At 60.9% G+C, this 25,229-nt stretch carries 23 protein-coding genes; 13 read left to right on the forward strand and 10 right to left on the reverse strand.

Features of this window, described 5'->3' with window-relative positions; all coding sequences use genetic code 11:
• On the forward strand, positions 1-575 hold a 575-nt coding region (locus C0Z16_RS04590), incomplete at its 5' end, for an ABC transporter ATP-binding protein (protein ID WP_102631022.1).
• 118 nt (positions 576-693) lie between these two features.
• Here the strand turns inward: C0Z16_RS04590 and C0Z16_RS04595 are convergent.
• From C0Z16_RS04595 to C0Z16_RS04605, 3 genes are all read right to left on the reverse strand, one after another.
• Positions 694-1,137 carry a GNAT family acetyltransferase gene (locus C0Z16_RS04595; RefSeq protein ID WP_102631023.1) on the reverse strand — a complete coding sequence of 148 codons (444 nt, stop codon included), beginning with the start codon at positions 1,135-1,137 and terminating at the stop codon, positions 694-696.
• A 16-nt stretch (positions 1,138-1,153) separates the two neighbouring features.
• A complete protein-coding gene (locus C0Z16_RS04600; RefSeq protein ID WP_102631024.1) occupies positions 1,154-2,338 on the reverse strand; it encodes an acetylornithine transaminase in 1,185 nt (394 codons plus the stop codon).
• A gap of 400 nt (positions 2,339-2,738) precedes the next feature.
• A complete protein-coding gene (locus tag C0Z16_RS04605) occupies positions 2,739-3,770 on the reverse strand; it encodes a CDP-6-deoxy-delta-3,4-glucoseen reductase (RefSeq protein WP_102631025.1) in 1,032 nt (343 codons plus the stop codon).
• Between the two features lie 105 nt (positions 3,771-3,875).
• On the opposite strand from C0Z16_RS04605, the gene C0Z16_RS04610 reads away from it, so the two are divergent.
• Positions 3,876-4,943 (forward strand): Rossmann-fold NAD(P)-binding domain-containing protein, encoded by a 1,068-nt coding sequence (locus C0Z16_RS04610; protein WP_102631338.1) that lies wholly within the window; start codon positions 3,876-3,878, stop codon positions 4,941-4,943.
• A gap of 31 nt (positions 4,944-4,974) precedes the next feature.
• Here the strand turns inward: C0Z16_RS04610 and C0Z16_RS04615 are convergent, their stop codons facing one another.
• A complete protein-coding gene (locus C0Z16_RS04615) occupies positions 4,975-5,163 on the reverse strand; it encodes a hypothetical protein (RefSeq protein ID WP_102631026.1) in 189 nt (62 codons plus the stop codon).
• Between the two features lie 166 nt (positions 5,164-5,329).
• Positions 5,330-6,040, reverse strand: coding sequence for a pseudouridine synthase (locus C0Z16_RS04620; protein WP_102631027.1), 711 nt, complete (start codon positions 6,038-6,040; stop codon positions 5,330-5,332).
• A 93-nt stretch (positions 6,041-6,133) separates the two neighbouring features.
• On the opposite strand from C0Z16_RS04620, the gene C0Z16_RS04625 reads away from it, so the two are divergent.
• The 9 genes from C0Z16_RS04625 to C0Z16_RS04665 all read left to right on the forward strand — a co-directional run bounded on the left by C0Z16_RS04625 (position 6,134) and on the right by C0Z16_RS04665 (position 17,153).
• Complete coding sequence (locus C0Z16_RS04625; protein WP_102631028.1) at positions 6,134-7,384, forward strand: MFS transporter; 1,251 nt, start codon at positions 6,134-6,136, stop codon at positions 7,382-7,384.
• Positions 7,385-7,550: 166 nt separating this feature from the next.
• On the forward strand, positions 7,551-8,597 hold the full coding sequence (locus tag C0Z16_RS04630; RefSeq protein ID WP_102631029.1) for a MurR/RpiR family transcriptional regulator: 1,047 nt from the start codon (positions 7,551-7,553) through the stop codon (positions 8,595-8,597).
• Positions 8,594-9,589 carry an isoaspartyl peptidase/L-asparaginase family protein gene (locus C0Z16_RS04635; RefSeq protein ID WP_102631030.1) on the forward strand — a complete coding sequence of 332 codons (996 nt, stop codon included), beginning with the start codon at positions 8,594-8,596 and terminating at the stop codon, positions 9,587-9,589. The genes C0Z16_RS04630 and C0Z16_RS04635 overlap by 4 nt, the downstream gene beginning before the upstream one ends.
• Positions 9,590-9,648: 59 nt before the next feature.
• Positions 9,649-11,571 (forward strand): dipeptide ABC transporter ATP-binding protein, encoded by a 1,923-nt coding sequence (locus tag C0Z16_RS04640; protein WP_102631031.1) that lies wholly within the window; start codon positions 9,649-9,651, stop codon positions 11,569-11,571.
• A 106-nt stretch (positions 11,572-11,677) separates the two neighbouring features.
• Complete coding sequence (gene gsiB, locus C0Z16_RS04645) at positions 11,678-13,240, forward strand: glutathione ABC transporter substrate-binding protein GsiB (RefSeq protein WP_102631032.1); 1,563 nt, start codon at positions 11,678-11,680, stop codon at positions 13,238-13,240.
• A gap of 122 nt (positions 13,241-13,362) precedes the next feature.
• Positions 13,363-14,283 (forward strand): glutathione ABC transporter permease GsiC, encoded by a 921-nt coding sequence (gene gsiC / locus C0Z16_RS04650; protein ID WP_102631033.1) that lies wholly within the window; start codon positions 13,363-13,365, stop codon positions 14,281-14,283.
• 7 nt (positions 14,284-14,290) lie between these two features.
• Positions 14,291-15,196 (forward strand): glutathione ABC transporter permease GsiD, encoded by a 906-nt coding sequence (gene gsiD, locus C0Z16_RS04655; RefSeq protein ID WP_102631034.1) that lies wholly within the window; start codon positions 14,291-14,293, stop codon positions 15,194-15,196.
• Positions 15,193-16,320, forward strand: coding sequence for a DmpA family aminopeptidase (locus C0Z16_RS04660; protein WP_102631035.1), 1,128 nt, complete (start codon positions 15,193-15,195; stop codon positions 16,318-16,320). Before gsiD ends, C0Z16_RS04660 begins: the two co-directional genes overlap by 4 nt.
• Positions 16,320-17,153: a M55 family metallopeptidase gene (locus C0Z16_RS04665; RefSeq protein ID WP_102631036.1), complete on the forward strand. Its 834-nt coding sequence runs from the start codon at positions 16,320-16,322 to the stop codon at positions 17,151-17,153. The genes C0Z16_RS04660 and C0Z16_RS04665 overlap by 1 nt, the downstream gene beginning before the upstream one ends.
• A gap of 160 nt (positions 17,154-17,313) precedes the next feature.
• Here C0Z16_RS04665 and C0Z16_RS04670 read toward each other — a convergent pair whose 3' ends face one another.
• Positions 17,314-18,273 carry an alpha/beta fold hydrolase gene (locus C0Z16_RS04670; protein ID WP_102631037.1) on the reverse strand — a complete coding sequence of 320 codons (960 nt, stop codon included), beginning with the start codon at positions 18,271-18,273 and terminating at the stop codon, positions 17,314-17,316.
• Between the two features lie 215 nt (positions 18,274-18,488).
• Here C0Z16_RS04670 and C0Z16_RS04675 point away from each other — a divergent pair, with 215 nt between their 5' ends.
• Entirely contained in the window at positions 18,489-19,874 is a 1,386-nt protein-coding gene (locus C0Z16_RS04675) for an amino acid permease (RefSeq protein WP_102631038.1), read from the forward strand.
• Positions 19,875-20,259: 385 nt separating this feature from the next.
• Complete coding sequence (locus tag C0Z16_RS04680) at positions 20,260-20,562, forward strand: hypothetical protein (protein ID WP_102631039.1); 303 nt, start codon at positions 20,260-20,262, stop codon at positions 20,560-20,562.
• A 255-nt stretch (positions 20,563-20,817) separates the two neighbouring features.
• Here C0Z16_RS04680 and C0Z16_RS37350 read toward each other — a convergent pair whose 3' ends face one another.
• From C0Z16_RS37350 to C0Z16_RS04695, 4 genes are all read right to left on the reverse strand, one after another.
• A complete protein-coding gene (locus C0Z16_RS37350; RefSeq protein ID WP_146014284.1) occupies positions 20,818-21,138 on the reverse strand; it encodes a hypothetical protein in 321 nt (106 codons plus the stop codon).
• Positions 21,139-21,441: 303 nt separating this feature from the next.
• Positions 21,442-22,347 carry a hypothetical protein gene (locus C0Z16_RS04685; RefSeq protein WP_102631040.1) on the reverse strand — a complete coding sequence of 302 codons (906 nt, stop codon included), beginning with the start codon at positions 22,345-22,347 and terminating at the stop codon, positions 21,442-21,444.
• Between the two features lie 384 nt (positions 22,348-22,731).
• Positions 22,732-23,694 carry a DUF4435 domain-containing protein gene (locus C0Z16_RS04690; protein WP_102631041.1) on the reverse strand — a complete coding sequence of 321 codons (963 nt, stop codon included), beginning with the start codon at positions 23,692-23,694 and terminating at the stop codon, positions 22,732-22,734.
• Positions 23,694-25,046 carry an AAA family ATPase gene (locus tag C0Z16_RS04695; protein WP_102631042.1) on the reverse strand — a complete coding sequence of 451 codons (1,353 nt, stop codon included), beginning with the start codon at positions 25,044-25,046 and terminating at the stop codon, positions 23,694-23,696. The genes C0Z16_RS04690 and C0Z16_RS04695 overlap by 1 nt, the downstream gene beginning before the upstream one ends.
• Positions 25,047-25,229 lie beyond the last annotated feature (183 nt).

Genomic DNA, 25,229 nt, shown 5'->3' on the forward strand with positions numbered 1-25,229 from the left:
TGAAGGCGATTACGGGGCTCAAGCCGTATGCCGCGGGCGACATCGAGTACATGGGCCAGTCGATCAAGGGCATACCGCCGCACGAGCTGTTGAAGCGCGGACTCGCGATGGTGCCGGAAGGTCGCGGCATCTTCGCACGCATGTCGATCGTCGAGAACATGCAGATGGGTGCGTATCTGCGCACCGACAACGACGGCATCAAGGCCGACGTCGACCGCATGTTCGGGTTCTTTCCGCGTCTGAAGGAGCGCGCCACGCAGTACGCGGGCACGCTCTCGGGCGGCGAACAGCAGATGCTGGCGATGGCGCGAGCGATCATCTCTCGTCCCAAGCTGTTGCTGCTGGACGAACCGTCGATGGGTCTGTCGCCCATCATGGTCGAGAAGATCTTCGAAGTGGTGCGCGCGATTTCTGGCGAAGGCATGACCGTGCTGCTGGTCGAGCAGAACGCGCGCCTCGCGTTGCAGGCGGCGAACCGCGGCTATGTGATGGACTCGGGTCTCGTCACGATGTCGGGCGACGCGAAGCAGATGCTGGATGATCCGAAGGTGCGGGCAGCTTATCTGGGGGAATAAACCCGTCGAGCCGAACTGCCTGATGAAAAGAGGCCGCATGCGTGAGTGCAACGCATGCGGCCTTTTTCTTTTGCGAGGCAAGACCTCTTGAAAACTAAACCGTCGATGGGTCTGCCAACTAACCCAGACGTTTGCCGAAACTGACCACCGCATCCGCGCGGTAACCGAGCGCCTCGTAAAACGCGCGCACGTCGCTCTTGGCGGACAACACCTGCAGGTTCAGCTTCGGGCAGCGGAGCGCGGTCAACGCCTGTTCGACGTGCGCGACAAGACGCGAGCCGATGCCATGCCGTCGCAACGACTCGTCCACCGCAAGAGAATATAGCCAGCCGCGATGGCCGTCGTATCCACCCATCACCGTGCCGGCGACTCGCTCGCCCAGCACCGCCACAAAGAACAGTTCCGGCTGCGTCGCGAGCTTGTTCGCAATCGACAGATGCGGGTTGCGCTGCGGCTTCGTGGCATCCCGATACTCAGGAAAGGCTTGCTGCCACAGCGCGACCACGGCGTCGGAGTCGCTTGCGTCGAAGCGGCGGATCGAGAGCGTCGCGGTCGTCGTCATACGCGTTGCGCTTCGATTACAGCGTGTCGAGGATCGAACGCAGCATCGCCATCATCTGGTCGATCTCTGCGGTCGTGACGTTCAGTGCCGGCATGAAGCGCAGCAGATTGGGGCGCGCCGCATTCAGCAGCAGGCCGTCGGGCTGCATGTCGCGCGCCTTTTCGACGATCTCGTTGCCAATGTCCTTGCCCAGCAGCAGCGCCCGCAGCAGTCCTTCACCGCGCTCGCCGTTAAAGCCGCGCTCTTCCGACAACTCCAGCAGCTTCGCGCGCAGATATTCGCCGCGTGAGCGCACGCCTTCGAGGAAGCCCGGCGCGGTGAGTTGCGAGATCACCGAGTAGCCGACCGCGGTCATCAGCGGATTGCCGTTGTACGTGCCGCCTTGATCGCCCGCTTCGAACACGGCGATTTCCGCCTTCGAGAGCAACGCCGCGAGCGGCACGCCGCCGCCGATACCCTTGCCGAGCGTCATGATGTCCGGCTCGATGCCCGACAGCTCATAGGCGAACAGCGTGCCGGCACGGCCGCAGCCGCTTTGCACTTCGTCGACGATCAGCAGCACGTTGTGCTTGCGGGTCAGCTCACGCAGTTGCTGCATGAATTCGCGCGTCGCCGGGATCACGCCGCCTTCGCCCTGGATCGGTTCGAGCATCACCGCGACCGTCTTTGCGTTGATGAGTTTTTCCACCGAAGCGATGTCGTTCAGATCCGCCTTCGGGAAGCCCGGCACTTGCGGCGCGTAGATCGTGTCCCAGCCCGGCTTGCCGCTTGCGGACATCGTCGCAAGCGTGCGGCCGTGGAAGCTGTGATCGAACGTGATAATTTCGAACGCGCCGTCCTTGAACTTCCTGCCCCACTTCCGCGCGAGCTTGATCGCGCCTTCATTCGCTTCCGCGCCGCTGTTCGCGAAGAACACCTTGTCGAAGCAGCTATGTTGCGTGAGCAGGTTCGCGAGCTTCGCCATCGGTTCGTTATAGAAAGCCGGCGACGGGTTGAGCAGCAGCTTCGCCTGCTGGTTCAGCGCATCGAGCATGCCTTCGTTGCAGTGACCGAGGCTATTGACCGCCCAGCCCTGGATGAAGTCCAGATATCGCTTGCCGTTGTTGTCGTAGATCCACGAGCCCTTGCCGTGCGTGAAAACGATTTCGGGCCGGTTCGTGATGTACATCAGCGACTCGATCGGATACTCATTGAAATTCATGACGGCAGGCTCCAGACAGCGGGTAAAAGGGTGGATGAGGCGTTGGCGCCCGTCAGCCAATCAGCGAACGGGCCGGAAAACAAAAAAGCCACGGCATGCCGTGGCTTTCATGATTCGAACTGCTTGCGCTTTTTTGTAGCGCGAATCCGTGACGAAGCCGGCGGCGTCCCTAGGGAAGCGGCGAGCGGCGACGTCGAAGTTCGGACTGGATGCGGTTCATGCGCGAAAGAATACGACAAGGAAAGCGCCGGTGTAAACCATGAATTTGCATGAATTTGCATGAATTCACAGCGACGCGCGCCGATGGGAATTTTTGCGCGCCCGTCTTCATGATGACACGTTGTTCAAGCACGTCCCGATCGTCGTAACGATCCGGACGTGTTCTGCATCGCGTTTCGGATCAGACTGCGTTCGCCAGATCCGCCGCGCTCGTGAACGAATCCGCGTAGAACTCGTCTTCGGGCAGGCTGTGATGCTGCGTGAAATCGCGCTGCGCCGATTCGACCATCACCGGCGCGCCGCATGCATAGACCTGGTACGCCGACAGATCGGGCAGGTCCTCGATCACCGCGCGATGCACGAAGCCGACGCGGCCGGTCCACGCATCGCTCATGTCCGGTTCCGACAGCACCGGCACGAACTTGAAGTTTGGAATCCCGCGCGCCCATTGTTCGGCCAGTTCGAGAAGATACAGGTCTTTCTTGCGACGCGCGCCCCAGTACAGCGTCATCGGGCGGTTCAGTTTCTTGAACACCGCATGCTCGACGATCGCCTTCAGCGGCGCGAAGCCCGTGCCGGAAGCGAGCAGCACGATCGGCTTGTCCGACTCTTCACGCAGGAAGAACGTGCCGAGCGGCGCTTCGAAGCGCAGAATGTCGCGCTCTTTCATCGTGTTGAACACGTGGTCGGTGAATGCGCCACCAGGCATGTGCCGAATGTGCAGTTCGATCGGGCCTTCGGCGTGCGGGGCGTTCGCCATCGAATAGCTGCGGCGCTTGCCGTCCTTCAGAATGAATTCGAGGTACTGGCCGGCCAGATATTGCAGACGTTCATTAGCCGGCAGTTGCAGCTTGAGCACGACGACGTCGTCGGCCTTGCGCTCGATTGCATTCACGCGGCAGGGCAGCTTCTTCACCTGCACGTCGCCGACGCCCGCCACTTCGCGGATGTCGATCTCGAGATCGGAGCATGCCGTCGCGCAACAGAAGAGCGCCATGCCGCGCGTTTTTTCCTCGTTCGACAAAGCCGACGACGAGTGCGCGCGCTGCTCCACCTGGCCGTTGACCACGGCGCCTTTGCACGAACCGCACGCGCCGTTCTTGCAGCCGTACGGCAGCCCGACGCCTTGGCGCAAGGCGGCGCTCAGCACCGGTTCGTCCTGTTCTACCTGAAACTGCCGGCCGCTTTGCCGGAGCGTGACGTTAAATGCCATAAAGTGTTCGAAATCGAAGAAAAGTCGGTAATCGTTATGGGATCGGCGGACCGGCGACATTGCCGCCCGATGCCCGCCGCGCCTGACGGCTACAATGCGTGCACCATGAAAGCGACACGAAACTTCCGCCGTCCGCGCGTGTTGATTGTGGGTTGCGGCGATGTCGGCATGCGCTGTGTGCCCCTGCTGCGGCCGCGCGCCCACGTCTTTGCACTCACCAGTCACGCCGCGCGCAGCGCCGAGCTGCGCGCCGCGGGCGTCTCGCCGTTAGTCGGCGATCTCGATGTGCGCCGCAGCCTGAAACGGCTCGCGGGCCTCGCGCCGACGGTACTGCATCTCGCACCGCCGCAGAAAACCGGCGACGACGACCGCCGTACCCGCGCCTTGCTTGCGACCCTCGGCACGCGGGGCGTTGGTGCGCTGTCTGGCGCACGTGGGACCTATGCCGCGATCGCGCCGGTCGGGCGCTTGCGCCGCACGCGCGCCTCATGGATACAGGCACGAGCACAAGCGGAACCAGCCAATATTGTACCCGACGGTCTTCGCCGCGCCGCCGCTTCGCGCGCGCGGCTGCGCTTCGTCTACGCGAGCACGACGGGTGTCTATGGCGATTGTGGCGGTGAGTGGATCGACGAGACGCGCGTCACGCAGCCAGCCAATGCACGCGCCAAACGCCGCGTGTCGGCGGAGCGGCAATTGCGGCGCGCAACCGTTCGTGGCACGGTGGCCGCCAGCATCGCGCGGATTCCGGGCATTTATGCGGACAACCGGCTGCCGCTCGCGCGGCTCGAGAAAGGCACGCCGGCGCTCGCCGATGCCGATGACGTCTACACCAACCACATTCACGCCGACGATCTCGCCGCGATTCTCGTGCGTCTTGCCACGCATGGCCGGCCGGCGCGCGTGGTCCATGCGTCCGACGACTCGTCGCTGAAAATGGCAGAGTACTTCGATCGGGTCGCCGACGCGTTCGGCCTCGCACGTGCGCCGCGTATCACGCGAGCGCAGGCCGAACAGCAGATCGAACCAACCTTGCTGTCGTTCATGCGTGAGTCGAGGCGGCTCGTGAATCGCCGCTTAAAGGAAGAGTTGGGCGTGCGTCTGCGTTATCCGCGCGTCGAGGATTTTTTGCGTGACGCCGCAAGTGCGAAGCAAGGTGTTAAGCGGCGATAACCCCATCGCGCGATACCGCGCGCCTCGCCGTTCAGGTCAGCGCCGGCAGTGCTTCGAGCAGCAGGAAACACAGCAACCCGCCGATCAACGCGCCGATCAGATTCGGATGGTATTTGTGCCGCAGCCGCATGGCGATCAACAGTCCGCCGATCACCAGCACCCCGAGGCACACAAACGTCACCATCACGTACGAGTTCATGATTCCGTTATGGATGATCATGGCCCCTCCTTGAACTCTTTCTGGTCTTTGTTTAAACGAGTATAGAGGGAGCGATGACCAAGAGCATGCTGCGCCGCAGCGTCCCACGCGTGCCGGACCGCTCGAACGTGCGCGCGCGAACACTGATATTCGAGTGTCATCAGACGCTTACGCGGGCAGTACCTGTTTACCCGCTCCGTAAAGATCCGAGGTCGGTTTCATCGAGCCATTGCCATGCACCAGGTGCGAGTGTCGCGGGCAACGCGAGTCCGCCGATCCGCTCGCGATGCAGCGCTTCACAACGGTTGCCGGCCGCCGCGATCATCCGCTTGACCTGGTGATATTTGCCTTCCATCACCGTGAGCGCCAAGGAGTGCTCGCCGCGTGCATGCGCGTCCACTGCCGCGACCGGCTTCGACTCGCCATGCAGCAACACGCCTTCGCGCAGCGCGCTCAATTGCGCGTCGTCGATGGGATGACGGGTCGTCGCGAGATACACCTTCGGCACCTTGCGTTTCGGCGACGTGAACAGATGGACGAACTTGCCGTCGTCGGAGAGCAGTAGAAGACCGGTCGTGTCCTGATCGAGCCGGCCCACGCATTGCACGCCTCGCTCCGCGAACTGCGGCGGCAGCAGGCTGAACACGCTCAGGTGATGCTGCGGATCACGCGAACACTCGTAGCCGGCCGGCTTGTTGAGCAGCAGATAAGCGCGCTCGCGATACGGCCACCACATGCCGTCGACGCTGAAGCGGAACGATGGGTCGTCGGTGGGGAAATCGGCGTCGGCGTCGGTGCACACCGTGCCGCCGATGCTCACGCGAGCGTCGCCGATCAGCGCGCGGCATTGGCGGCGCGAGCCGAAGCCCTGAGTAAAAAGAATGCTTTCGAGATTCATGGCGAGCGAAGAATAACACCGCAAGAAGCGGAGCGCCCCGCTGCGCGATCCCGGCCACGATGGTGACTTCCTATTCCGTTGCAGGAGCCATCGATGCACGCCACGTCGTATTCATCCGCGATCCGTTTGCCGGCCGCTTTTCAGCGGCTCGCGTGGTCGAACCAGGTCGCCCAATCCGCCGAGCAGATCAGCCTCGCCGCCGCGCCGCTCGTCGCAGTGTTCACGCTCGGCGCGAACGCGCAGGGCACTGGGCTCCTGCAAACGGCGCAGACGTTGCCGTTCCTGTTGCTCTCCATCCCGCTCGGCGTGTGGGCCGACCGCCGCTCGCGCCGCACGCTGATGGCGCTCGCAGAAAGCGTGCGCGTGGTTGCGATGCTGTGCGTGCTGCTGCTTCTGATGACGCATGCGCTGAACCTGCCATTGCTAGCCGCACTCGGTTTCATTGCCGCGACCGGCACGGTGGCCTATAACGTCGCCGCGCCTTCGCTGGTGCCGTCGATCGTATCGCGTGAAGCGTACGCCAGCGCGAATGGCCGTCTCGAACTTGCGCGCAGCGTTGCCTATTCGGCGGGACCGGCGCTCGGTGGCCTGCTGGTCGGATGGATCGGCGCGGGGTGGGCATACGGCTGCGCGGCCGCGTTGTCGGCGCTCGCCGTGGGCTTGCTTGCGGGATTGCGTGAACCGCCGCGCGCGGCAGCGCCGGCGCGTCACTTCATGCTTGAGCTGCGCGACGGCACGCGCTTTGTGCTGCACGACCCGCTGCTCCTTCCCATGCTCGCGACGGCGGTTTTTTTCAACCTCGGCTTCTTCGTGCTGCAAGCGGTGTATGTGCCGTACGCGGTGCATCGGCTCGGACTGAGCGCGTCGGCGGTGGGCATCACGCTCGGCGCGTATGGCGTTGGCATGGTGTGCGGCGCGCTGGCCGCGCCCGCCATCGCGAGACGCCTCGCGTTTGGGCGCGTGCTGATCATCGGTCCGTCGTGTGGGCTGCTCGCATCGCTCGTGATGGTGGCGACGCTCGTCGCGCCATCGTTCTGGCTCGCGATGCTGAGCTTTTTCCTGCTCGGCGCCGGACCGATTCTGTGGGTGGTCGGCTCGACCACGCTGCGTCAGGCCATCACGCCCGAACGGATGATGGGCCGCGTGTCCGCGCTGAACAGCACGGCGACCTATGGCGCCCGGCCGGTCGGCGCACTGCTCGGCGCCGCGATCAGCGCGCGCTGGAACATGGACGCCTGCCTTGTCGCAGCGGCAGCGGGCTTTGTCGTGCAGGCGCTGATCATCGTGATGTCGCCGGCGGCGCGGCTCGCGGCCATTCCCCAGCAACGTGCCGCAGCTTGCTGAAGATCAATTCATCGCATAACAGACGTCAGGGCAAACCCGCGGAAAATGAAAATGAATTTTTTTCTGACGGGTTTCCATGTAAATATACTTTCATGCATTTTGATTGCACCCGGAGGGACGGCCCTTCGGGAGACAACTACCACGCTTACCCTGCCGCTTGGCTCGCATGATCCATCAACCGTCCGTTGCATCCAACACCGCCGAGCAGGCCATCGCCACGCGCATCGAGGCCGCCAGGCCCACGCTTACGCCGATTCATCGGCGCATGGGCGATTACGTGCTGGCCAACCTGTTCCGCGCGGCCACCATGCGGATCGACGAACTGGCGAGCGTGGTCGGCGCGTCGGTTGCGACGGCGAATCGCTTCGCCCGCGCGCTCGGCTTCGACGGCTATCCGCAGTTTCGTGAAGCGCTCGTGCGCGGCTTCGAGGCGACGCTTGCGCCGGTCGAGCGGCTGCGCAGCGCTCAGGAGTCGCTTGCTGCCGGCGACGACGTCGTCGACGCGTCGCTCGAACAGGCGGCCAACAATCTGCACTTGACACGCACCGCGATCGACAACGCCGCCGCCGAGGCCGCGGTCGAAGCGATCCTTGCCGCGCGCCGCGTATTCGTGCTGGGCGCAGGCACGAGCGCGTTTCTCGCCGGGCTGATGGAGCACGGCTTGATGGCGTATCACGACAACGTGCAGTCGCTCGCCTTCATCGGCGGACCGTCGCATGCCGCGCGGCGTCTTTTCAATTGCGATAAAGGCGATCTCGTCATCGGCATTGCATTTCCGCGTTATGTCGACGACACCATCGAACTTGCGCGCCGTGCAGCCACTCGCGGCGCACGCGTGCTTGCGCTGACCGACGGCCCGCGCTCGCCGCTCGCGCAATTCGCCGATCTTTCGTTGTATGTGCGCTCCGAACGCCGGCTCGCGGCGAACGCGGACGCTGCGGTTCTCGCCGTAATCGAAGCGCTGTGCGACGCGGTCGCGTATCGCGCGAAACGCTCGGTCAAGGCGGCCGCCGAAGTCACCGAATTCGTGTTGCCGTGGCTCACCGATCCGCTGACCGTGTCCACGGGTGTGGCGGGCGTTGCCGCGCGCGAACTGGTGCGCACTGGGCATGCGGTAGGCCGCCGGAAGACGGGCGCCGCGGTTGAGACCACAGTTGCAAGCGCAGTTGCAAAATCCCGCACCATCCAGGCAAAACCCAAACATAAACGATGAACACCAACGCAGTCATTGCGATTCATGGCGGGGCGGGCACGATTTTGCGCGCGTCGATGTCGGCGAGTGTCGAGGCTGACTATCACGCGGCCTTGCACGCGGCGCTCGCCGCCGGCCAACGCGTGCTCGCGGATGGCGGCAGCGCGCTCGACGCGGTCAGCGAAGCCGTGCGCCTGCTCGAAGACTGTCCGCTCTTCAATGCGGGCCGCGGCTCCGTCTACACAGCGGCGGGCACGCACGAACTCGACGCGGCGATCATGGACGGGAGCACACTCGAAGCCGGCGCGATCTGCTGCGTGAAGCGGGTGCGCAATCCGATTCTGGCGGCTCGCCGCGTGCTGGAGCGCAGCGAGCATGTGTTGTTCACCGGCGAAGGCGCGGAAAGCTTCGCGGCCGCGCAGGGGCTCGAATTCGTCGAGCCGGAGTATTTCCATACCGAAGCGCGTCATCGTCAATGGCTGCTTGCGCGGGACCGAAACCGCGCGATGCTCGATCACGACGGCGCGACGTTCGCGGCTTCATCGTTCGCGACTAACAACGACGATCCCGCGCCTCGCGAGCCGATCGATCCCAACCGCAAGTTCGGCACTGTCGGCGCGGTCGCGCTCGATCTGCACGGCCACGTGGCGGCGGCGACGTCGACGGGCGGCGTCACCAACAAGCAGGTGGGCCGTGTCGGCGACACGCCGCTGATCGGCGCGGGCTGCTATGCGGACGACGCAACCTGCGCGGTCTCCACCACCGGCTCCGGAGAAATGTTCATGCGCATGGTCGCGGCTTACGATGTCGCCGCGCAAATGGCCTACCGCAGCGTCTCGTTGCAGGAAGCCGCGCACGATGTCGTAATGAACCGCTTGCCGAAGATCGACGGCCGCGGCGGTCTGATCGCCGTCGACGCACGCGGCAACATCGCGCTGCCGTTCAATACCGAGGGCATGTACCGCGGTTTCGCGCGTCACGGCGAAATGCCCGTCACGGCGATCTACCGTTAGTTCGGTTCCCTTAATATTGTTGAACATTCGCTAGCGCGTTCGAATTCAAAGGAACTACCGTGCCGACTCCATCGCACACCGCCCGCTCGCTCATCGAAACCATGCCGCCGCAGCGCGTGCTCACGGTTGACGACCTGTCGGTCGCGTTTCGCAGCGGCGAAACGACGTTCAACGCGGTGCGCAATCTGTCGCTGACGGTCGAGCGCGGCGAAACGCTCGCGATAGTCGGCGAATCGGGCTCGGGCAAGTCGGTGACATCGCTCGCGTTGATGCGGCTGGTCGAGCATGGCGGTGGGCGCCTTGCCGGCGGCAGCATCGCATTCCGGCGCCGCGACGGCAGCGTGCTCGACCTCGCGAAAGCGTCGTCCGGCACGATGCGCTCGATTCGCGGCGCCGACATCGCGATGATCTTTCAGGAGCCGATGACGTCGCTCAATCCGGTGTTCACAGTCGGCGATCAGATCAGCGAGGCGATCTCGTTGCATCAGGGCAAGAGCCGTTCGGCGGCCTTTGCGGAAACGCTGCGGCTGCTCGAACTCGTGCGGATTCCCGAGGCGCGGCGCGTGGCGGCGCGCTTTCCGCATCAACTGTCTGGCGGCATGCGCCAGCGCGTGATGATCGCCATGGCGCTGTCGTGCAAGCCCGCATTGCTGATCGCGGACGAGCCGACCACCGCGCTCGACGTGACCATCCAGGCGCAAATCCTGCAACTGATTCGCGGCCTGCAGGACGAGATGAACATGGGCGTGATCTTCATCACGCACGACATGGGCGTGGTCGCCGAAGTGGCCGACCGCGTGCTGGTGATGTATCGCGGCGAAAAGGTGGAAGAGGGCGCGTCGGATGCTCTCTTTGCGGCGCCGTCGCATCCTTATACGAAGGCGCTGCTCGCGGCCGTGCCGCGTTTGGGCGCCATGCAAGGCACCGACCAACCCGCGAAGTTTCCGATTCTGACGGTCGAACAGGCGAGCGTCGGCGGCGGCGACGAAGCGGTGCGTCCCGCAGCGGCTGTCGCGAAAGAAGCGCAGCCGGTCATCGCGCAAAGTACGCCGCCTATTCTGCGTGTGCGCGACCTCGTTACCCGCTTTCCGGTCAAGAGCGGTCTCTTTGGCCGTTTGACGGGCCGCGTGCATGCGGTCGAAAGAGTCAGCTTCGATTTGCGGCCGGGCGAAACGCTTGCGCTCGTCGGCGAATCGGGTTGTGGCAAGTCGACTACGGGCCGCTCGCTGTTGCGGCTAGTCGAAAGCCAGAGCGGGTCCATCGAATTCGACGGCAAGGACATCAGTTCGCTGACTGGCCCCGCGTTGCAGGCACTGCGCCGCGACATCCAGTTTATTTTTCAGGACCCGTTTGCGTCGCTCAATCCGCGCCTGACGGTGGGCTTCTCGATCATGGAGCCGCTGCTCGTGCATGGCGTTGCGCAAGGGGCCGAAGCGCAGGCGCGCGTCGCATGGCTGCTTGAAAAGGTGGGCTTGCCGCCCGAAGCCGCACGCCGTTATCCGCATGAATTCTCCGGCGGCCAACGGCAACGCATTGCGATTGCGCGCGCGCTCGCGTTGAATCCGAAAGTGGTGATCGCGGACGAATCCGTTTCCGCGCTCGACGTCTCGGTGCAAGCGCAGATCGTCAATCTGATGCTCGATCTGCAGCGCGAACTCGGCGTCGCCTATCTGTTCATCTCGCACGACATGGCCGTGGTCGAGCGCGTCAGTCATCGCGTGGCGGTGATGTATCTCGGACAGATCGTCGAGATCGGTCCCCGCCGCGCGGTGTTCGAAGCGCCGCAGCATCCGTATACGAGAAAGCTGATGGGCGCGGTGCCCGTTGCCGATCCGGCGCGGCGTCACGCGAAACGCATGCTCGCCGCCGATGAAATCCCGAGTCCTATCCGCTCATTGAACGATGAACCGGCCGTGGCGCCGCTCGTCGCAGTAGGACCGGATCACTTCGTCGCACAGCATCGCGTCGGCGGCGCGTATTGAAAAAGCGGTTAGACAAACAATTCGACGCAACAACACGACGCAAGACCCCAAGCCAATCATCAAGAAGCCACTTAAACCATTTCATTTCGCAGCCTGGAGCCAACTCATGAACCTGCTGGTGCCGTCTTCTACATTTCGTTTGCGCGCGCTGATCAGCGGCGGCGCGGTGGTGTTCGCGATGCTCGCGGGCAATGTGGCGCATGCCGAAACCACGGCAGTGATGGCCGTTGCCACGAACTTCACGACGCTCGATCCATACGATGCCAACGACACGCTCTCGCAAGCCGTCGCCAAGTCGTTCTATCAAGGGCTGTACGGCTTCGATAAGGACATGAAGCTGGTCAACGTGCTGGCCGACAGTTATGAAGCGAGCCCGGACGCGCGCGTCTATACGTTAAAGCTGCGTCACGGCGTGAAGTTTCAGGACGGTACCGACTTCAACGCCGCCGCTGTCAAGGTGAACTTCGACCGCGTGACCGATCCGGCGAACAAGTTGAAGCGCTACAACATGTTCAATCGCATCGAAAAGACGGAAGTCGTCGATCCGTACACGGTGAAGATCACGTTGAAGGCGCCGTTTTCGGCATTCGTCAATGTGCTAGCGCATCCGTCGGCGGTGATGATTTCGCCGGACGCGCTGAAGAAATACGGGAAGGACATCGCGTTCCATCCGGTCGGCACGGGTCCGTTCGAACTCGTGAAGTGGGACCCGGCAGGCGACCTGACGGTGAAGAAGTTCGCGGGCTACTGGAAGAAGGGCTATCCCAAGGTCGATGCGATCGACTGGAAGCCCGTAGTCGACAACAACACGCGGGCCGCATTGATGCGCACGGGCGAAGCGGACTTCGCGTTCCAGGTGCCGTTCGAACAGGCCGCGCAATTGCAGTCGAGCCCGAAGGTCGATCTGATCGCGTCGCCGTCGATCATTCAGCGCTATATCAGCCTGAACATGAATCAGAAGCCGTTTGACAATCCAAAGGTGCGTGAGGCGCTGAACTACGCGGTCAACAAGGAGGCGCTGACGAAGGTTGTATTCGGCGGTTATGCAACGCCGGCTGACGGCGTCGTGCCGCAAGGCGTCGACTACGCGGTGAAGCTTGGGCCCTGGCCGTACGATCCGGCGAAGGCGCGTGCGTTGCTGAAGGAAGCGGGCTATCCGAACGGTTTCGAAACCACCCTGTGGTCCGCGTATAACTACTCGACCGCGCAGAAGGTCATCCAGTTCGTGCAGCAGCAACTCGCGCAAGTGGGCATCAAGGCGCAGGTCGAGGCGCTCGAGGCAGGACAGCGCGTCGCCAAGGTCGAAAGCGCGCAAGACGCGGCTACCGCGCCGGTGCGGATGTATTACGCGGGCTGGTCGTCGTCGACGGGTGAAGCCGACTGGGCGGTCACGCCGTTGCTCGCCTCCGTCTCGTTCCCGCCGAAGATGATGAACACCGCGTACTACAAAAACGATGCCGTCGACGCCGATCTGAAGCAGGCGCTTGAAACCACCGATCGTACGCAGAAGGCCGCGCTCTACACCGACGCGCAAAAACGCATCTGGGCCGACGCGCCGTGGATTTTCCTCGTCAAGGAAAAGGTCGTGTATGCGCGCAGCAAGCGTCTGTCGGGGGCTTATGTGGCGCCGGACGGCTCGTTCAACTTCGACGAGATTGCGATCAAGTGATGAATTGATCGAGCGGTCCTGCATGTCGCTTCACGTGTTGCTTCACGAACATGCAGGACCGCACGGTCGCATTGCCGCCGCACATGACACTTCGTTGCCGCATCATTGCCGGATGAGCTTCAATGCTGAACTTCCTCGTCAAACGTCTCTTTGGCCTGCTACCGACGCTCTTCATCGTCGCCGTGCTGGTGTTTCTGTTCGTGCATCTGTTGCCGGGCGATCCGGCGCGGCTCGCCGCCGGCCCCGATGCCGACGAAGCGACGGTCGCACTGGTGCGCGCCGATCTCGGGCTCGACAGGCCGATGCCGCAGCAGTTCGCGCACTTCTTCGTGAAGATCGCGCACGGCGATTTCGGCATCTCCACGCGCAGCAAGCGGCCCGTCAGCCAGGAGATCGGCGAGCGTTTCATGCCGACGCTGCTGCTCACGCTCGCGAGCATGGTGTGGGCGGTCGTGTTGGGCATGGGTATCGGGATCGTCTCGGCGGTATGGCGTAACCGCTGGCCCGACCGGCTAGGCATGACGCTCGCGGTGTCGGGCATTTCGTTTCCCGCCTTCGCGCTCGGCATGCTGCTGATGGAGATTTTCTCGGTGAAGCTCGGCTGGCTGCCGATTGTCGGAGACGGCTCGTGGCAGAGCTACATCCTGCCGTCGATTACGCTCGGCGCGGCCGTTGCCGCAGTGATGGCGCGCTTCACGCGCGCATCGTTCGTCGAAGTGATGAACGAAGACTTCGTGCGCACCGCGCGCGCGAAGGGTGTGCCCGAGCGGCTCGTGATCGTCAAACATTGCCTGCGCAATGCAATGATTCCCGTCATCACGATGATGGGGCTTCAGTTCGGCTTTCTGCTAGGCGGTTCGATCGTGGTGGAGGTCGTGTTCAACTGGCCGGGCCTCGGGCGCCTGCTCGTGGATGCCGTATCGATGCGCGACTATCCGGTGATTCAGGCTGAGGTGCTGTTGTTCTCGCTCGAATTCATCATCATCAATCTGGTCGTCGACGTGCTGTACGCCGTGATCAATCCGACTATCCGTTTCAAGTGAGGCCCGCATGAGCACGACAGCCACCGAGCCGGATGCGGCCAAACCATCCAGCGCCGAGCGCGCGATCCGCACGCCATGGAGCGAGTTCTGGCGCAAGTTCCGCAAGCAGCACGTGGCGCTCGCCGCTGGCATTTTCGTGCTGCTGCTCGTTGCGGTCGCGATTGCCGCGCCGCATATCGTGCCCTACGACCCGGAAAATTTCTTCGATTACGACGCGTTGAACGCGGGGCCATCGGCGGCGCACTGGTTCGGTGTCGATTCGTTGGGCCGCGATATTTTCAGCCGTATTCTCGCGGGTTCGCGTATTTCGCTCGAAGCGGGGTTTCTGTCTGTCGCGATCGGCGCGGCGATCGGTACGTTCTTCGGCCTGCTCGCTGGCTACTACGAAGGCTGGTGGGATCGCATCACGATGCGCGTGGCCGACGTTCTGTTTGCTTTCCCCGGCATTCTGCTTGCAATCGGCGTGGTCGCGATTCTCGGCAACGGCATGATCAATGTGATCTGCGCGGTGGCGATTTTCAGCATCCCGGCATTTGCGCGGCTGGTGCGCGGCAATACGCTGATGCTCAAGCAGCTCACGTATATCGAGGCGGCGCGCAGCATCGGCGCGTCGGATTGGACCATCATCGTGCGGCATATTTTGCCGGGGACGATCTCGTCGGTGGTCGTGTACTTCACAATGCGTATCGGCACCTCGATCATCACCGCGGCGAGCCTGTCGTTTCTCGGACTCGGCGCACAACCGCCGACGCCCGAGTGGGGCGCGATGCTCAACGAAGCGCGCGCCGATATGGTGACGGCGCCGCACATCGCGCTGTTTCCGAGTCTCGCGATTTTCCTGACCGTGCTGGCGTTCAATCTGCTCGGCGATGGTTTGCGCGATGCGCTCGATCCGAAGCTCGACCGCCCATGAGTCCGACGCAGTTGGCGCAGTTGCCGCAGTTGCAAGGCTTGCCGGGCGCGCCGCACATCGGCGAATTGCCGAGCGGCCCGCTCGGTACGATTGCCGACGTGCATGGCGTGACGGTCGGACACTGCACGCTCGATGAAGGCCCGATACAAACCGGCGTAACGGTGATTCGTCCGCATGCTGGGGATCCGTTTGTCGACAAGGTGCCGGCGGCGGCGTCGGTGATCAACGGGTTCGGCAAAAGCGTCGGGCTCGTGCAACTCGAAGAACTCGGCACGCTCGAAACGCCGATTGCGTTGACCAACACATTTGGCGTGGCCGCGGTCGCGCAGGCGCAAATTCGTGCTGCGTGTAAAGCCAATCCGCGGATTGGGCGCGAGTGGCCGACGGTCAATCCGCTGGTGTTCGAATGCAACGACGGATATCTGAACGATATCCAGGCGCTGGCCGTGAACGAACAGCATTTCAACGACGCCTACGCTGCGGCAAATGCGAGCGTCGCGAGCGGGTCGGTCGGCGCGGGGCGCGGCATGTCGTGCTTCGATCTGAAGGGCGGCGTCGGCAACGCTTCGCGTGTGGTCGAGATAGCGGGGCGCGGTTACACGGTCGGCGCGCTAGTGCTCGCGAATTTTGGGCGCTTGCCGATGCTGATCGTCGATGGGACGCCGCTTGGGCGCATACTTGCTGAACGCGCTGCCACCCAGGCGGCGACACAAGCGGCAACCCAAGCGGCGACGAAAGCTGTCAAGCCCGAGCAAGGCTCGATCATCATGATCGTCGCCACGGATGCGCCACTCGACGCGCGTCAACTCAAGCGTCTATCGTTGCGCGCGGGCGCTGGCCTGGCGCGAACCGGCTCCGTGTATGGCCACGGCAGCGGCGATATCGCGCTGGCGTTTTCAACGGCCTACACGGTGCCGCACCTTGCCGATTTCATCACACTCCCGCCGTTGCTCGCCGATCAACGCATGGACCCGCTGTTTCGCGCCTGTGCCGACAGCGTCGACCAGGCCATTGTCGATGCTTTGTGGAGCGCGGAATCCGTTACCGGCCGCGATGGCCATCGGCGTCCATCACTACGCGAGAGCGTCCCCGACTTCGCCTCATTACTCAAGCACATTTCCTGATGAAAGTCCTTATTTCCGCCGACATCGAAGGCATTGCCGGCGTGTTTCATCCCGAGCAAACGCGCGCGGGCAACGGCGAATACGAGGCCGCGCGCCGTTGGATGACACTTGAAGCCAACGCTGCGATCGAAGGCGCGTTCGCCGGCGGCGCGACGCAAGTGTGGGTCAACGATTCGCACGGCGGCTTTCGCAATCTGCTGCCCAATCTACTCGACGCGCGCGTTCAGGTGGTGCTCGGCAAACCGCGCACACTTGGCATGATGGCCGGCCTCGAATACGGCGCGGCGCTCGTCTTCATGATCGGCTATCACGCAATGTCGCAAACGCGCGGCATTCTCGCGCACACCATCAACAGCTTCGCGTTCGCCCGGGTTTCGCTGAACGGCGTGGAGGTCGGCGAGGCGGGGTTGTATGGGGCGCTGGCAGAAGAATATGGCGCACAGGTTGCGCTTTTATCCGGCGACGACGTATTCGCCGAGGAAACCGCGCCGCGTTTTCCGGGCGCGCGTTTTGTCGTGACCAAGAGCGCGACGGGGCACGCGAGCGGTGTCACGCAATCGCCGGCAACCGCTCGTGCTGCGATCGAAGCCGCCGCGCGCGAGGTCGTGCGACAGCATCTCGCCAACGGGCATGCGCCGCATGCGACGCGTGCCGCGGCGAAGCCTGTGGAATGCGAACTGCGCGTGCAAACCAGTGCGCTCGCGGATCTGTTCTGCCAATGGCCGACGCTTACTCGCATCGACGGGGTCACGCTGCGCTTTGGCGCGGCGTCGGCGGAACATGCCGTGCGCATGCTCAACTGTCTGTCGGCCATGTCGTTCATGCTGCGATAGCGGGGAATGCTGACTGCTTCAGGTTCGACTTCGCAGCATGCTGTGGGCCAACGGATCAGGCTCGTAGCGGAAACTACAACGCCAAAGCGGGCTGCTTCCGCTACGGTTGATGGGCGAAAAAGAACGCCCCGCGAGCCGCTTCCTGGCGCCTCGCGCAGCGCTACTGCTGCCGGCTCAACTCGCGCGCCGCGCGGTCGATTACGTCCGCAATCGCGCCTGCATGCGACACCGGCGCCAGATGGCTCGACGCGATCGGCACGATCTTCGCGCCCATCCGCTCGGCCATGAATCTCTCGACTTCCGGCGACACCGCGCGGTCTTTCGTCGTTACCACATACCACGACGGCTTCTCTTTCCACGCGACCTGGCTGACCGTTTCCCCGAAGGCCTTCGCCGCGATCGGCACTTGCGCGGCGGACAGTACGCGGGTCAGATTCTCGGGGACGTCGGCGGCGAAGTCGGCGTGGTACTTGCTGCGGTCGAGCCAGAGAAAATCGCTCGCATCCTTGACGATGCCCTGGCCTGCGGGCATCGGCGCGGCGCGCTTCATCAGGTCCATCGTGGACTCGTGCAGATCCGGCGCGACAGCCGCGACATACACGAGGCCGGCGACGTTCGGCGCGTTCGCGCCTGCTTCGGTGATCACGACGCCGCCCCACGAGTGGCCGACCAGTATCGTCCGACCTTGCTGGCGGGCCAGCACGCGACGCGTCGCGGCGACATCGTCGGCAAGTGAGGTCAGCGGATTCTGCACCGAACTCACGCGATAGCCCTTCTGCTGCAACTTGGCGACGACGCCGTTCCAGCTCGACCCGTCGACGAACGCGCCGTGAACCAGCACGACGTTGCGCACGGGGCCGCTCATCGGCGTCGCAGCGGGCCGGGACGCGGCAGCCTTGGCAGGCGGCGCGGCGGGCGCCACGGAAGCGGGAGGAGGCGCCGGGGGGGCGCTCGCTTCGGCGGCCGGTGCCACGGGCGGTTCGGCAGCAGGCTCGGGCGTGGGTGCGGTGATAGGTGCAGCGGCGGGTGCCGGATTCGGCGTGGCGTTCTGGGCGAACGAGACGGTGCCTCCGAAGCAGAGACACAAGATAGCGGCGCAAAGCAGGCGTTTGAGCGACATGTTGAATCTCCGGAAGCTGAAAACCCGACTACGCAACATACAGAACCGGCGCGGCAGTGACAATCACTTCCTCGCGCTTCGGTGCGACGCAGCACCAGGCGCGGGTTGCCACCAGTATTTGGGTAATATCGGCCCGGGGTAGAATTTTCGGTTCTGCCGGAGCGGACCACAAGTCCGGTCGGGCGATCGACATCCACCATACACTGGGGCGCAATTTGAACAATGCACTACAGCAGGACGGCCTGAAGCGCGGGCTCAAGAATCGCCATATCCAGCTCATTGCACTGGGCGGCGCCATCGGAACCGGCCTCTTTCTCGGCTCCGCGAGCGTGTTGCAGGCGGCCGGCCCGTCGATGATTCTCGGCTACGCAATCGGCGGCATCATCGCGTTCATGATCATGCGGCAGCTGGGCGAAATGGTCGCGCAGGAACCGGTGGCCGGCTCGTTCAGTCACTTCGCCTACAAGTACTGGGGCGACTTTCCCGGCTTTCTGTCTGGCTGGAATTACTGGGTGCTGTATGTGCTTGTCAGCATGGCCGAATTGACGGCGGTCGGCACGTATGTGCATTACTGGTGGCCAGGCGTGCCGACGTGGGTGTCCGCGCTGGTGTGCTTCGCGGGGATCAACGCGATCAACCTCGCGAACGTCAAAGCCTACGGCGAGACCGAATTCTGGTTTGCGATCGTCAAGGTCGTGGCGGTGATCGGGATGATTCTGTTCGGCGGCTATCTGCTCTTCAGCGGTCATGGCGGTCCGCAAGCGTCGATTAGCAATCTCTGGAGCCACGGCGGATTTTTCCCGCACGGCTTTCATGGACTTTTCACGATGCTCGCAGTCATCATGTTTTCGTTCGGCGGGCTGGAACTGATCGGCATCACGGCGGCCGAAGCGGACGAGCCGCAAAAGAGCATTCCGAAGGCCGTGAATCAGGTCATCTACCGGATTCTGATTTTCTATATCTGCTCGCTCGCGGTGCTGCTGTCGCTGTATCCGTGGAACGAAGTGGCGGCCGGCGGCAGCCCGTTCGTGATGATCTTCTCGCAGATCGGTTCGACGCTGACCGCGAATGTGCTCAACGTGGTGGTGTTGACCGCGGCGCTGTCGGTGTACAACAGCGGCGTGTATGCGAATAGCCGCATGCTGTATGGTCTCGCGGAGCAGGGTAATGCGCCGCGTGCGCTGATGAAGGTCGACCGCCGCGGCGTGCCGTACATGGCGATAGGCCTGTCGGCGCTGGCCACGTTTACCTGCGTCATCGTCAACTATCTGATTCCCGCGGAAGCGCTCGGCTTGCTGATGGCGCTCGTCGTCGCGGCCCTGGTGTTGAACTGGGCGCTGATTAGTCTCACGCATCTGAAGTCGCGCAAGGCGATGGTCGCGGCGGGCGAGACGCTCGTGTTCAAGTCGTTCTGGTTTCCTGTCAGCAACTGGATCTGTCTGGCCTTCATGGCGCTGATCCTCGTGATCCTCGCGATGACGCCGGGTCTGTCGGTGTCGGTGTGGCTCGTGCCTGCCTGGCTCGTGGTGATGTGGGCGGGCTATGCGTTCAAGCGCCGTCGCGCGGCGACGCATGGCGCGGCGGGAGTGGTGGGACGGTAGGAGTTGGGTGAGGCGGCGCGCGGGCAGTCGGTTTGCGCTCGCGCTCGCGCTGTTCGGCGGTGCGCGGGCTTTATTTTTGTGCGGCCCGTTCGACGTGAGCAGCCGCGCTAAAAACAAAAAACCCGCGAAGCGTTTAGGCTCTCGCGGGTTTGGCGGTACGTCTTGCGACTGACGACTCAATAAACGTTTGGTGCCCAGGGCCGTAATCGAATAATCCTCGCTAATTCAATGCAGACGTGGCATTGCTGAAATTTACCTTCAAAAGTACCAACACAAATACCAACAATTATATGGGGCTGGAGCAAAATCGGAAAGGCAAAGCGGCATCAAGGGGCGGTGGATTAACCGTCTATCGAAAATAAGAATCATTCGCATAGGTCGAGCCATGAACAAAAAAACAACACACGAACGACTTCAGGACTTCGCCGGATTCTGCGACGAGTGCTTATCTGCATCCAAATCGGGCACTCCCGGCTTCGAATGGTCTAGCGCCTGCGAAATGATCGGGATGGCGGCCGAACGACTTGCGGAAGACTTCGATCATCCTCAGACGCCTAGGCTCGCGATGCTCGTCGCAAAGCATGTCGTCGGCTTCCGGACGGCGGCAGAACATGGCGAGATAGACGACGCCACCGCGAATGAACGTATCGAGCAGACCATCGCGGAAGTGGCGAAGCAACTCGGCTGACACATCAACCCCCTATTTGATGCTCGCGGGAAATTTCCGAAACGTCGAAACATCGCCCGGAAACGTACTGTTTATAAGGCTCCCAGCGTTTCGATTGCAAATGAAACGCAACTAAAACACTGGGCCTCGAAGTGAAACACGGTCGGCGTTTCGTTTCTCGCATTTCCCGTTTCGGCCTTGTTTCGCTCGCAAGTGAAACGCTTTAGGCCACTGTTTATAAGGCTCTCCGGGGATTGTTTCGATGTTTCGGTTATTTCAGGGCGGGAGAAGGGAGGTTGGATGGTCGAGCGACAGACAAAAAAAATCCCCGGCGGTGCGGGGATCGAAGGATGTCTTAAACAAACGGCGGTGATTCCGTGAGTCAAATAGTAGCATTCGGTGCGTATCAATGCCAAGGAATGCTAACGAATATCGTTCGACGTGGATGGCGCGCAACGGGTTGACGCCGACAATCAGGTTGACGCCGAGAGGCGGCGGGAGATTCACCGATAAGGCTGGTGAACCCCGTCCTTCATGTGTAAAAGTCTGGACTTGGTCGGCCAGACGATGTCCGATCGTCTGGCTCAATTCGGCCATGAACGGCCGTTCGAGGTCGTCGTCCAGTTTATATGCCCGGGGTCTCATAGCCCCTTGCTCAACGACCGCTTTGCGGCGAGCGAATCACGGATGACACTGCCTCGATCCGGCCACAAGCCGCCGGTCGAGGTTGCCATTGCGAAGGTCTCGTCCCCCCCTCAATGGCCGGTTTCCGGCGAGCAAATTGCCGGTGGCACTGCCTTAACCCGGCAAGAGCCGCCAGTCCAGCACTCTTCTACAAAGAAGTCACTGGCCCAGCACACTTCCCGAAAGCTGCCGGTGGAGCGGCCCCGAGGGCAGTCCTTATTGGCCCCCAGCGATTAGTGCTCGGCAGCTTTCAATGAAGCGTTCCTTCGAGTCTTTGTTAGACGGCACTTCAAGTTCGATAAACCCCGGCGAGGGCCAAAACTTGTCTCCGTCAACTGTCCAGCCTGCATAGATTTCGAAACCACGATACTTCAAGATGCGCTCCGTGCTTGGCCCATAGTGCCTTTCGCCATCGTCAGCGTCTTCGACGCTAATGCGAGTAATCCCAGACACCGTGAAGTCGCCGTTTTTCCCGAAGCTCCCGTATTGGATGTCTCCGCCAACCGAGGCGACGACTTCCTCATCGATAACTTTATTGAGCGCCAGTAGGACTGTTTGTACCGACACCGGTTGCCCCGCAATGTGCTTTTCAAATTCCGTCTTGCCAGTACCGACAGCGACGTATTGACCATGCTCTTGGGCAACCTCCTGAAACGACGCGACGCTACGACCTCCGTCTTGCGCCAACGTAAAGCAGGCGCCGCGGAGTCGCTCGGCTGATGGACAGTAGCCGGCGAGTAGAAACGTGTATTGACCGCGCTCTGCCAAGCGCGACACCACCTCGGTGGAAATGCGCTCACTAAAGCGGCACAGAAATTCACAGATAAGCTCGAACGAGAGCGGCGTGAACGCGTCCACATACTGCACATCGAGGAGGATGTCCTCGATGAACTGTTTGAAGGTGGCGGCATTTGACAAGCTGCCGGCGTACGCAAAACCATAAGTCGCCGCGAAGAGGGTGTTCAGGACGCCATTCTCGTCCGGGTCGCAGCCTCTGATGCGAATCGGGAGCCGCATGACCTTGACGCCGATGTCGGTGGCACCAGCAGCCCCGAAGGACATTCTTGAATCTGAGGCTAGGTGGAGGCGCCCTTCGCTGCGCCAGAGAATGCTAACGGTCATCGCGGAAACTCTCGTAGGGGTCAAAGGACAACAACTGCGCTTACGCGCCATCCCGTATTTAACTTCAGTTCCACATCCACCGCATGCCATCGGTGAGTTGTTGTCCGCATGTGCCGCGCGGCGGCTTCGCTTCAGCGAGCGGGTGGCGAATGGCAGCTTCGGAATTTTGCGATCGGCGGATAAGGGTCGGGAGTACGCACTGCCGACTGGCCGCTTCCGGGGAAGCGGAATTCCACTGGCCGCTTTCCGGCGATGAATTTGAAGAGCGGGCTGACGCAACCCGACGCGCAGGAGACGTTTATTACGCCGCTCCCCGGCGGCCACCGCGCGGGTAGAGCGACTGCTGACGTCAGCGCGTTAGGGGGTCAAAATAACCCAGCGTCATTACGCCACGCGGCGCTCGTCAGGTTGGCGCAGTGTCGCAGCAATACCTGAAACAAAATTCTTCAAATCCTCCGGAGTATCCGCATACTGCGATACTTCGGAGATAAAATTCCCTTTCGACAGGGACAGCTTGACTGACACCCCCGGTGCGTACAACTCAGAATCTTTATTCGCACATTGGGCGCGCAGTTTTTCTAAGTATTTCCGAACAAACTCAATTTCGTACTTTCCGCGATAGTTTGACCCATCGTCTAGCGCCGGCAATAATCCGGCACACTCCTGCAAGTCAGCTTCCGTGAGATTGTAGGATCCTGGGAATAATTCCCCAAAATTCCTGATGTCAATCTCCTGCCTTGCCCCTTCTGCGGGTGTGCGGACAAATTGAGAAAGCCCTACATTGTTCAAATTCAATTTTCGATTTCCCATCTGCCTCTCCCGGCGACGATGTGCGAATATCCATAAATTGAACGGTCGCACCGCATCGTGGAACTCATGCTGACACCTCTTGAAATCGGCCATCGCTGACGACAACAAGTCTGGTTTTTCCTCGCACGAGTCCAACTTAAACTCTATCGATAAAATCCTTTCGACACAATTACTTGAGCAATAAAAATTCTCAATGGAGTAACCTGGCGTTTCGTAAATATAATTCCTCAGCGCCAAATCAATTGGATCATCGAAATCACGGTCCACAAAACCAGCAATCAGGGATTCTGAGTAAGATTCGTTTCTACGAATTAAATTATAGAGATCTATGACATTCTTTTTCCCCCCGCAGTCTATCCCATGCCACGGAACATTCGTCAGTAACAGGTCTAATCGGACACCATAATATTTGCGATCTTCACCCTCAAACAGACATATTAGCGCATCAGGATTGCGGGCCTTCAACCGCATAAACGTCATAAAATATACAGGCGCCGTGTCTCGCTCGGCTGTGAGCATTGCGACTCGATCGGTCATCACAGTTCCCGAATGTATTTACCCAAATCGGTTGTATATTGCGTCAGTTCGTTGTCAAATATAAAAGGAGAGTGTGTCGTACAAATCATGAATTTACATGCGCCAGAGTTCAATATGTCGGGCAAAATTTGACGCTGCCATTCTATCGAAAGCGAAAGCTCGGGCTCGTCAAAGAATATCGCGATATCATCCGATTTTCTCAGGAAAAGTCGCGCAAAAAGCGAAATTACCTGTTTCTCGCCTGACGACAGCGTGTCAATATCGACAATCGCATCATTCTTCTTTCGGCGGATTGCAATTTCGACTGCGCTTTCGTCGTACACAACCTTCTTATCGACAAGATACTTGTTGCTTATATCGACGAAATTTTTTATGGCATTATCATTAACCTTCTGCTGCTCGTAGACTTTCACGAGATTTGCCAGAAAGTAAGCCAAAGGATCATGGTCGCGAAATATGTCGCCGGTCTCGATTAGCTCTAACATGTGTGCTTTATCTTGGGCTGGCATATTGTCCCCAATCCGCTCCAGGACAATTCGAAGAGCGTCTTTGTCGTAAAGACTTTCCTTCATTTCTTTAGTTATATTAATTCCGTTGATCAATTGACCCAACATCTGGCCGTTAACTTTTGCAAACCACTGAATTGAAGAATTCTTGATTTCAGAAGTTATTCGATCAAAACTTTGCTGCACATCCAACATGCCAAACTGAATGACATTTATGTTGCCATCTAGATTAATCGGTGCGCCCGTCAATTTGGCGAAATCCTCCTCAATCCTTCGATACGTTGGGAGATATATCGCTTCAAAGGGAAAGTTTTCCTTTATCAAAACCCTGGCTTCGTTCAGCTTCTCGCCGTAAACATCAATGCTGGCAAACTCCGACACGAGAATATCGAGCCACTGAACAAAATTATCATCCGAAATCTGATGAAATTTTCTTTGGAATGCGCGTATCGCCGCTATAAAATGCTCAGACGTCTTCACAGTCGCTCTGTGAAGACGATGATGCTCGTATAAACGAGCTATCTCTTCACTGCTAAGGAAGCCTCTAAGGTGATTCAGCATGCCCGACTGCTTCACCGTCTCAAAGCTCGGCGAAAAATCCGATTTTGTCAATTCAATGCGCACGCCATTGTTAAACTCTAAAGACATGGAATCAAAAACGAGTCGGCTGAGCTTTATGTGGTCGCCATATATGAAAGCATGCAGCGCATTAAGAATTGTCGTTTTTCCTGCGCCATTTTCGGCAACTAGTATTTTTATTGGCCCATCAAATCGGATGTTCACATCCCTTTCACCGTGCAAGCCGGCAATCGAAAAGGCGGATAATTCAGGTGTGACTGTTTCCATGATTTTTTTAATATCCCTCGCTCTGATGCCCGATCAAGCGCCTTGTCCTTGCGTGCGCGTGGCAATCTTACCAGTGAGTCCCGCCCCAGGGCCACAAACTGTGTCATGCGTAATAGCCGCCTTTATCCGAACGACAGTTGGCGGACATGGTACTGACACTCAAATGGCTCGGAGCAGGTGTTG

Source organism: Paraburkholderia rhynchosiae (assembly GCF_002879865.1).
In the GTDB taxonomy this organism is placed as follows: Bacteria; Pseudomonadota; Gammaproteobacteria; order Burkholderiales; family Burkholderiaceae; genus Paraburkholderia; species Paraburkholderia rhynchosiae.

Coding starts and splice junctions, on each gene's coding strand:
- C0Z16_RS04595 (WP_102631023.1), bottom strand. CDS start 1,137: ATGACGACGACCGCGACGCTCTCGATCCGCCGCTTCGACGCAAGCGAC.
- C0Z16_RS04600 (WP_102631024.1), bottom strand. CDS start 2,338: ATGAATTTCAATGAGTATCCGATCGAGTCGCTGATGTACATCACGAAC.
- C0Z16_RS04605 (WP_102631025.1), bottom strand. CDS start 3,770: ATGGCATTTAACGTCACGCTCCGGCAAAGCGGCCGGCAGTTTCAGGTA.
- C0Z16_RS04610 (WP_102631338.1), top strand. CDS start 3,876: ATGAAAGCGACACGAAACTTCCGCCGTCCGCGCGTGTTGATTGTGGGT.
- C0Z16_RS04615 (WP_102631026.1), bottom strand. CDS start 5,163: ATGATCATCCATAACGGAATCATGAACTCGTACGTGATGGTGACGTTT.
- C0Z16_RS04620 (WP_102631027.1), bottom strand. CDS start 6,040: ATGAATCTCGAAAGCATTCTTTTTACTCAGGGCTTCGGCTCGCGCCGC.
- C0Z16_RS04625 (WP_102631028.1), top strand. CDS start 6,134: ATGCACGCCACGTCGTATTCATCCGCGATCCGTTTGCCGGCCGCTTTT.
- C0Z16_RS04630 (WP_102631029.1), top strand. CDS start 7,551: ATGATCCATCAACCGTCCGTTGCATCCAACACCGCCGAGCAGGCCATC.
- C0Z16_RS04635 (WP_102631030.1), top strand. CDS start 8,594: ATGAACACCAACGCAGTCATTGCGATTCATGGCGGGGCGGGCACGATT.
- gsiB (WP_102631032.1), top strand. CDS start 11,678: ATGAACCTGCTGGTGCCGTCTTCTACATTTCGTTTGCGCGCGCTGATC.
- gsiC (WP_102631033.1), top strand. CDS start 13,363: ATGCTGAACTTCCTCGTCAAACGTCTCTTTGGCCTGCTACCGACGCTC.
- gsiD (WP_102631034.1), top strand. CDS start 14,291: ATGAGCACGACAGCCACCGAGCCGGATGCGGCCAAACCATCCAGCGCC.
- C0Z16_RS04660 (WP_102631035.1), top strand. CDS start 15,193: ATGAGTCCGACGCAGTTGGCGCAGTTGCCGCAGTTGCAAGGCTTGCCG.
- C0Z16_RS04665 (WP_102631036.1), top strand. CDS start 16,320: ATGAAAGTCCTTATTTCCGCCGACATCGAAGGCATTGCCGGCGTGTTT.
- C0Z16_RS04670 (WP_102631037.1), bottom strand. CDS start 18,273: ATGTCGCTCAAACGCCTGCTTTGCGCCGCTATCTTGTGTCTCTGCTTC.
- C0Z16_RS04680 (WP_102631039.1), top strand. CDS start 20,260: ATGAACAAAAAAACAACACACGAACGACTTCAGGACTTCGCCGGATTC.
- C0Z16_RS37350 (WP_146014284.1), bottom strand. CDS start 21,138: ATGGCCGAATTGAGCCAGACGATCGGACATCGTCTGGCCGACCAAGTC.
- C0Z16_RS04685 (WP_102631040.1), bottom strand. CDS start 22,347: ATGACCGTTAGCATTCTCTGGCGCAGCGAAGGGCGCCTCCACCTAGCC.
- C0Z16_RS04690 (WP_102631041.1), bottom strand. CDS start 23,694: ATGACCGATCGAGTCGCAATGCTCACAGCCGAGCGAGACACGGCGCCT.
- C0Z16_RS04695 (WP_102631042.1), bottom strand. CDS start 25,046: ATGGAAACAGTCACACCTGAATTATCCGCCTTTTCGATTGCCGGCTTG.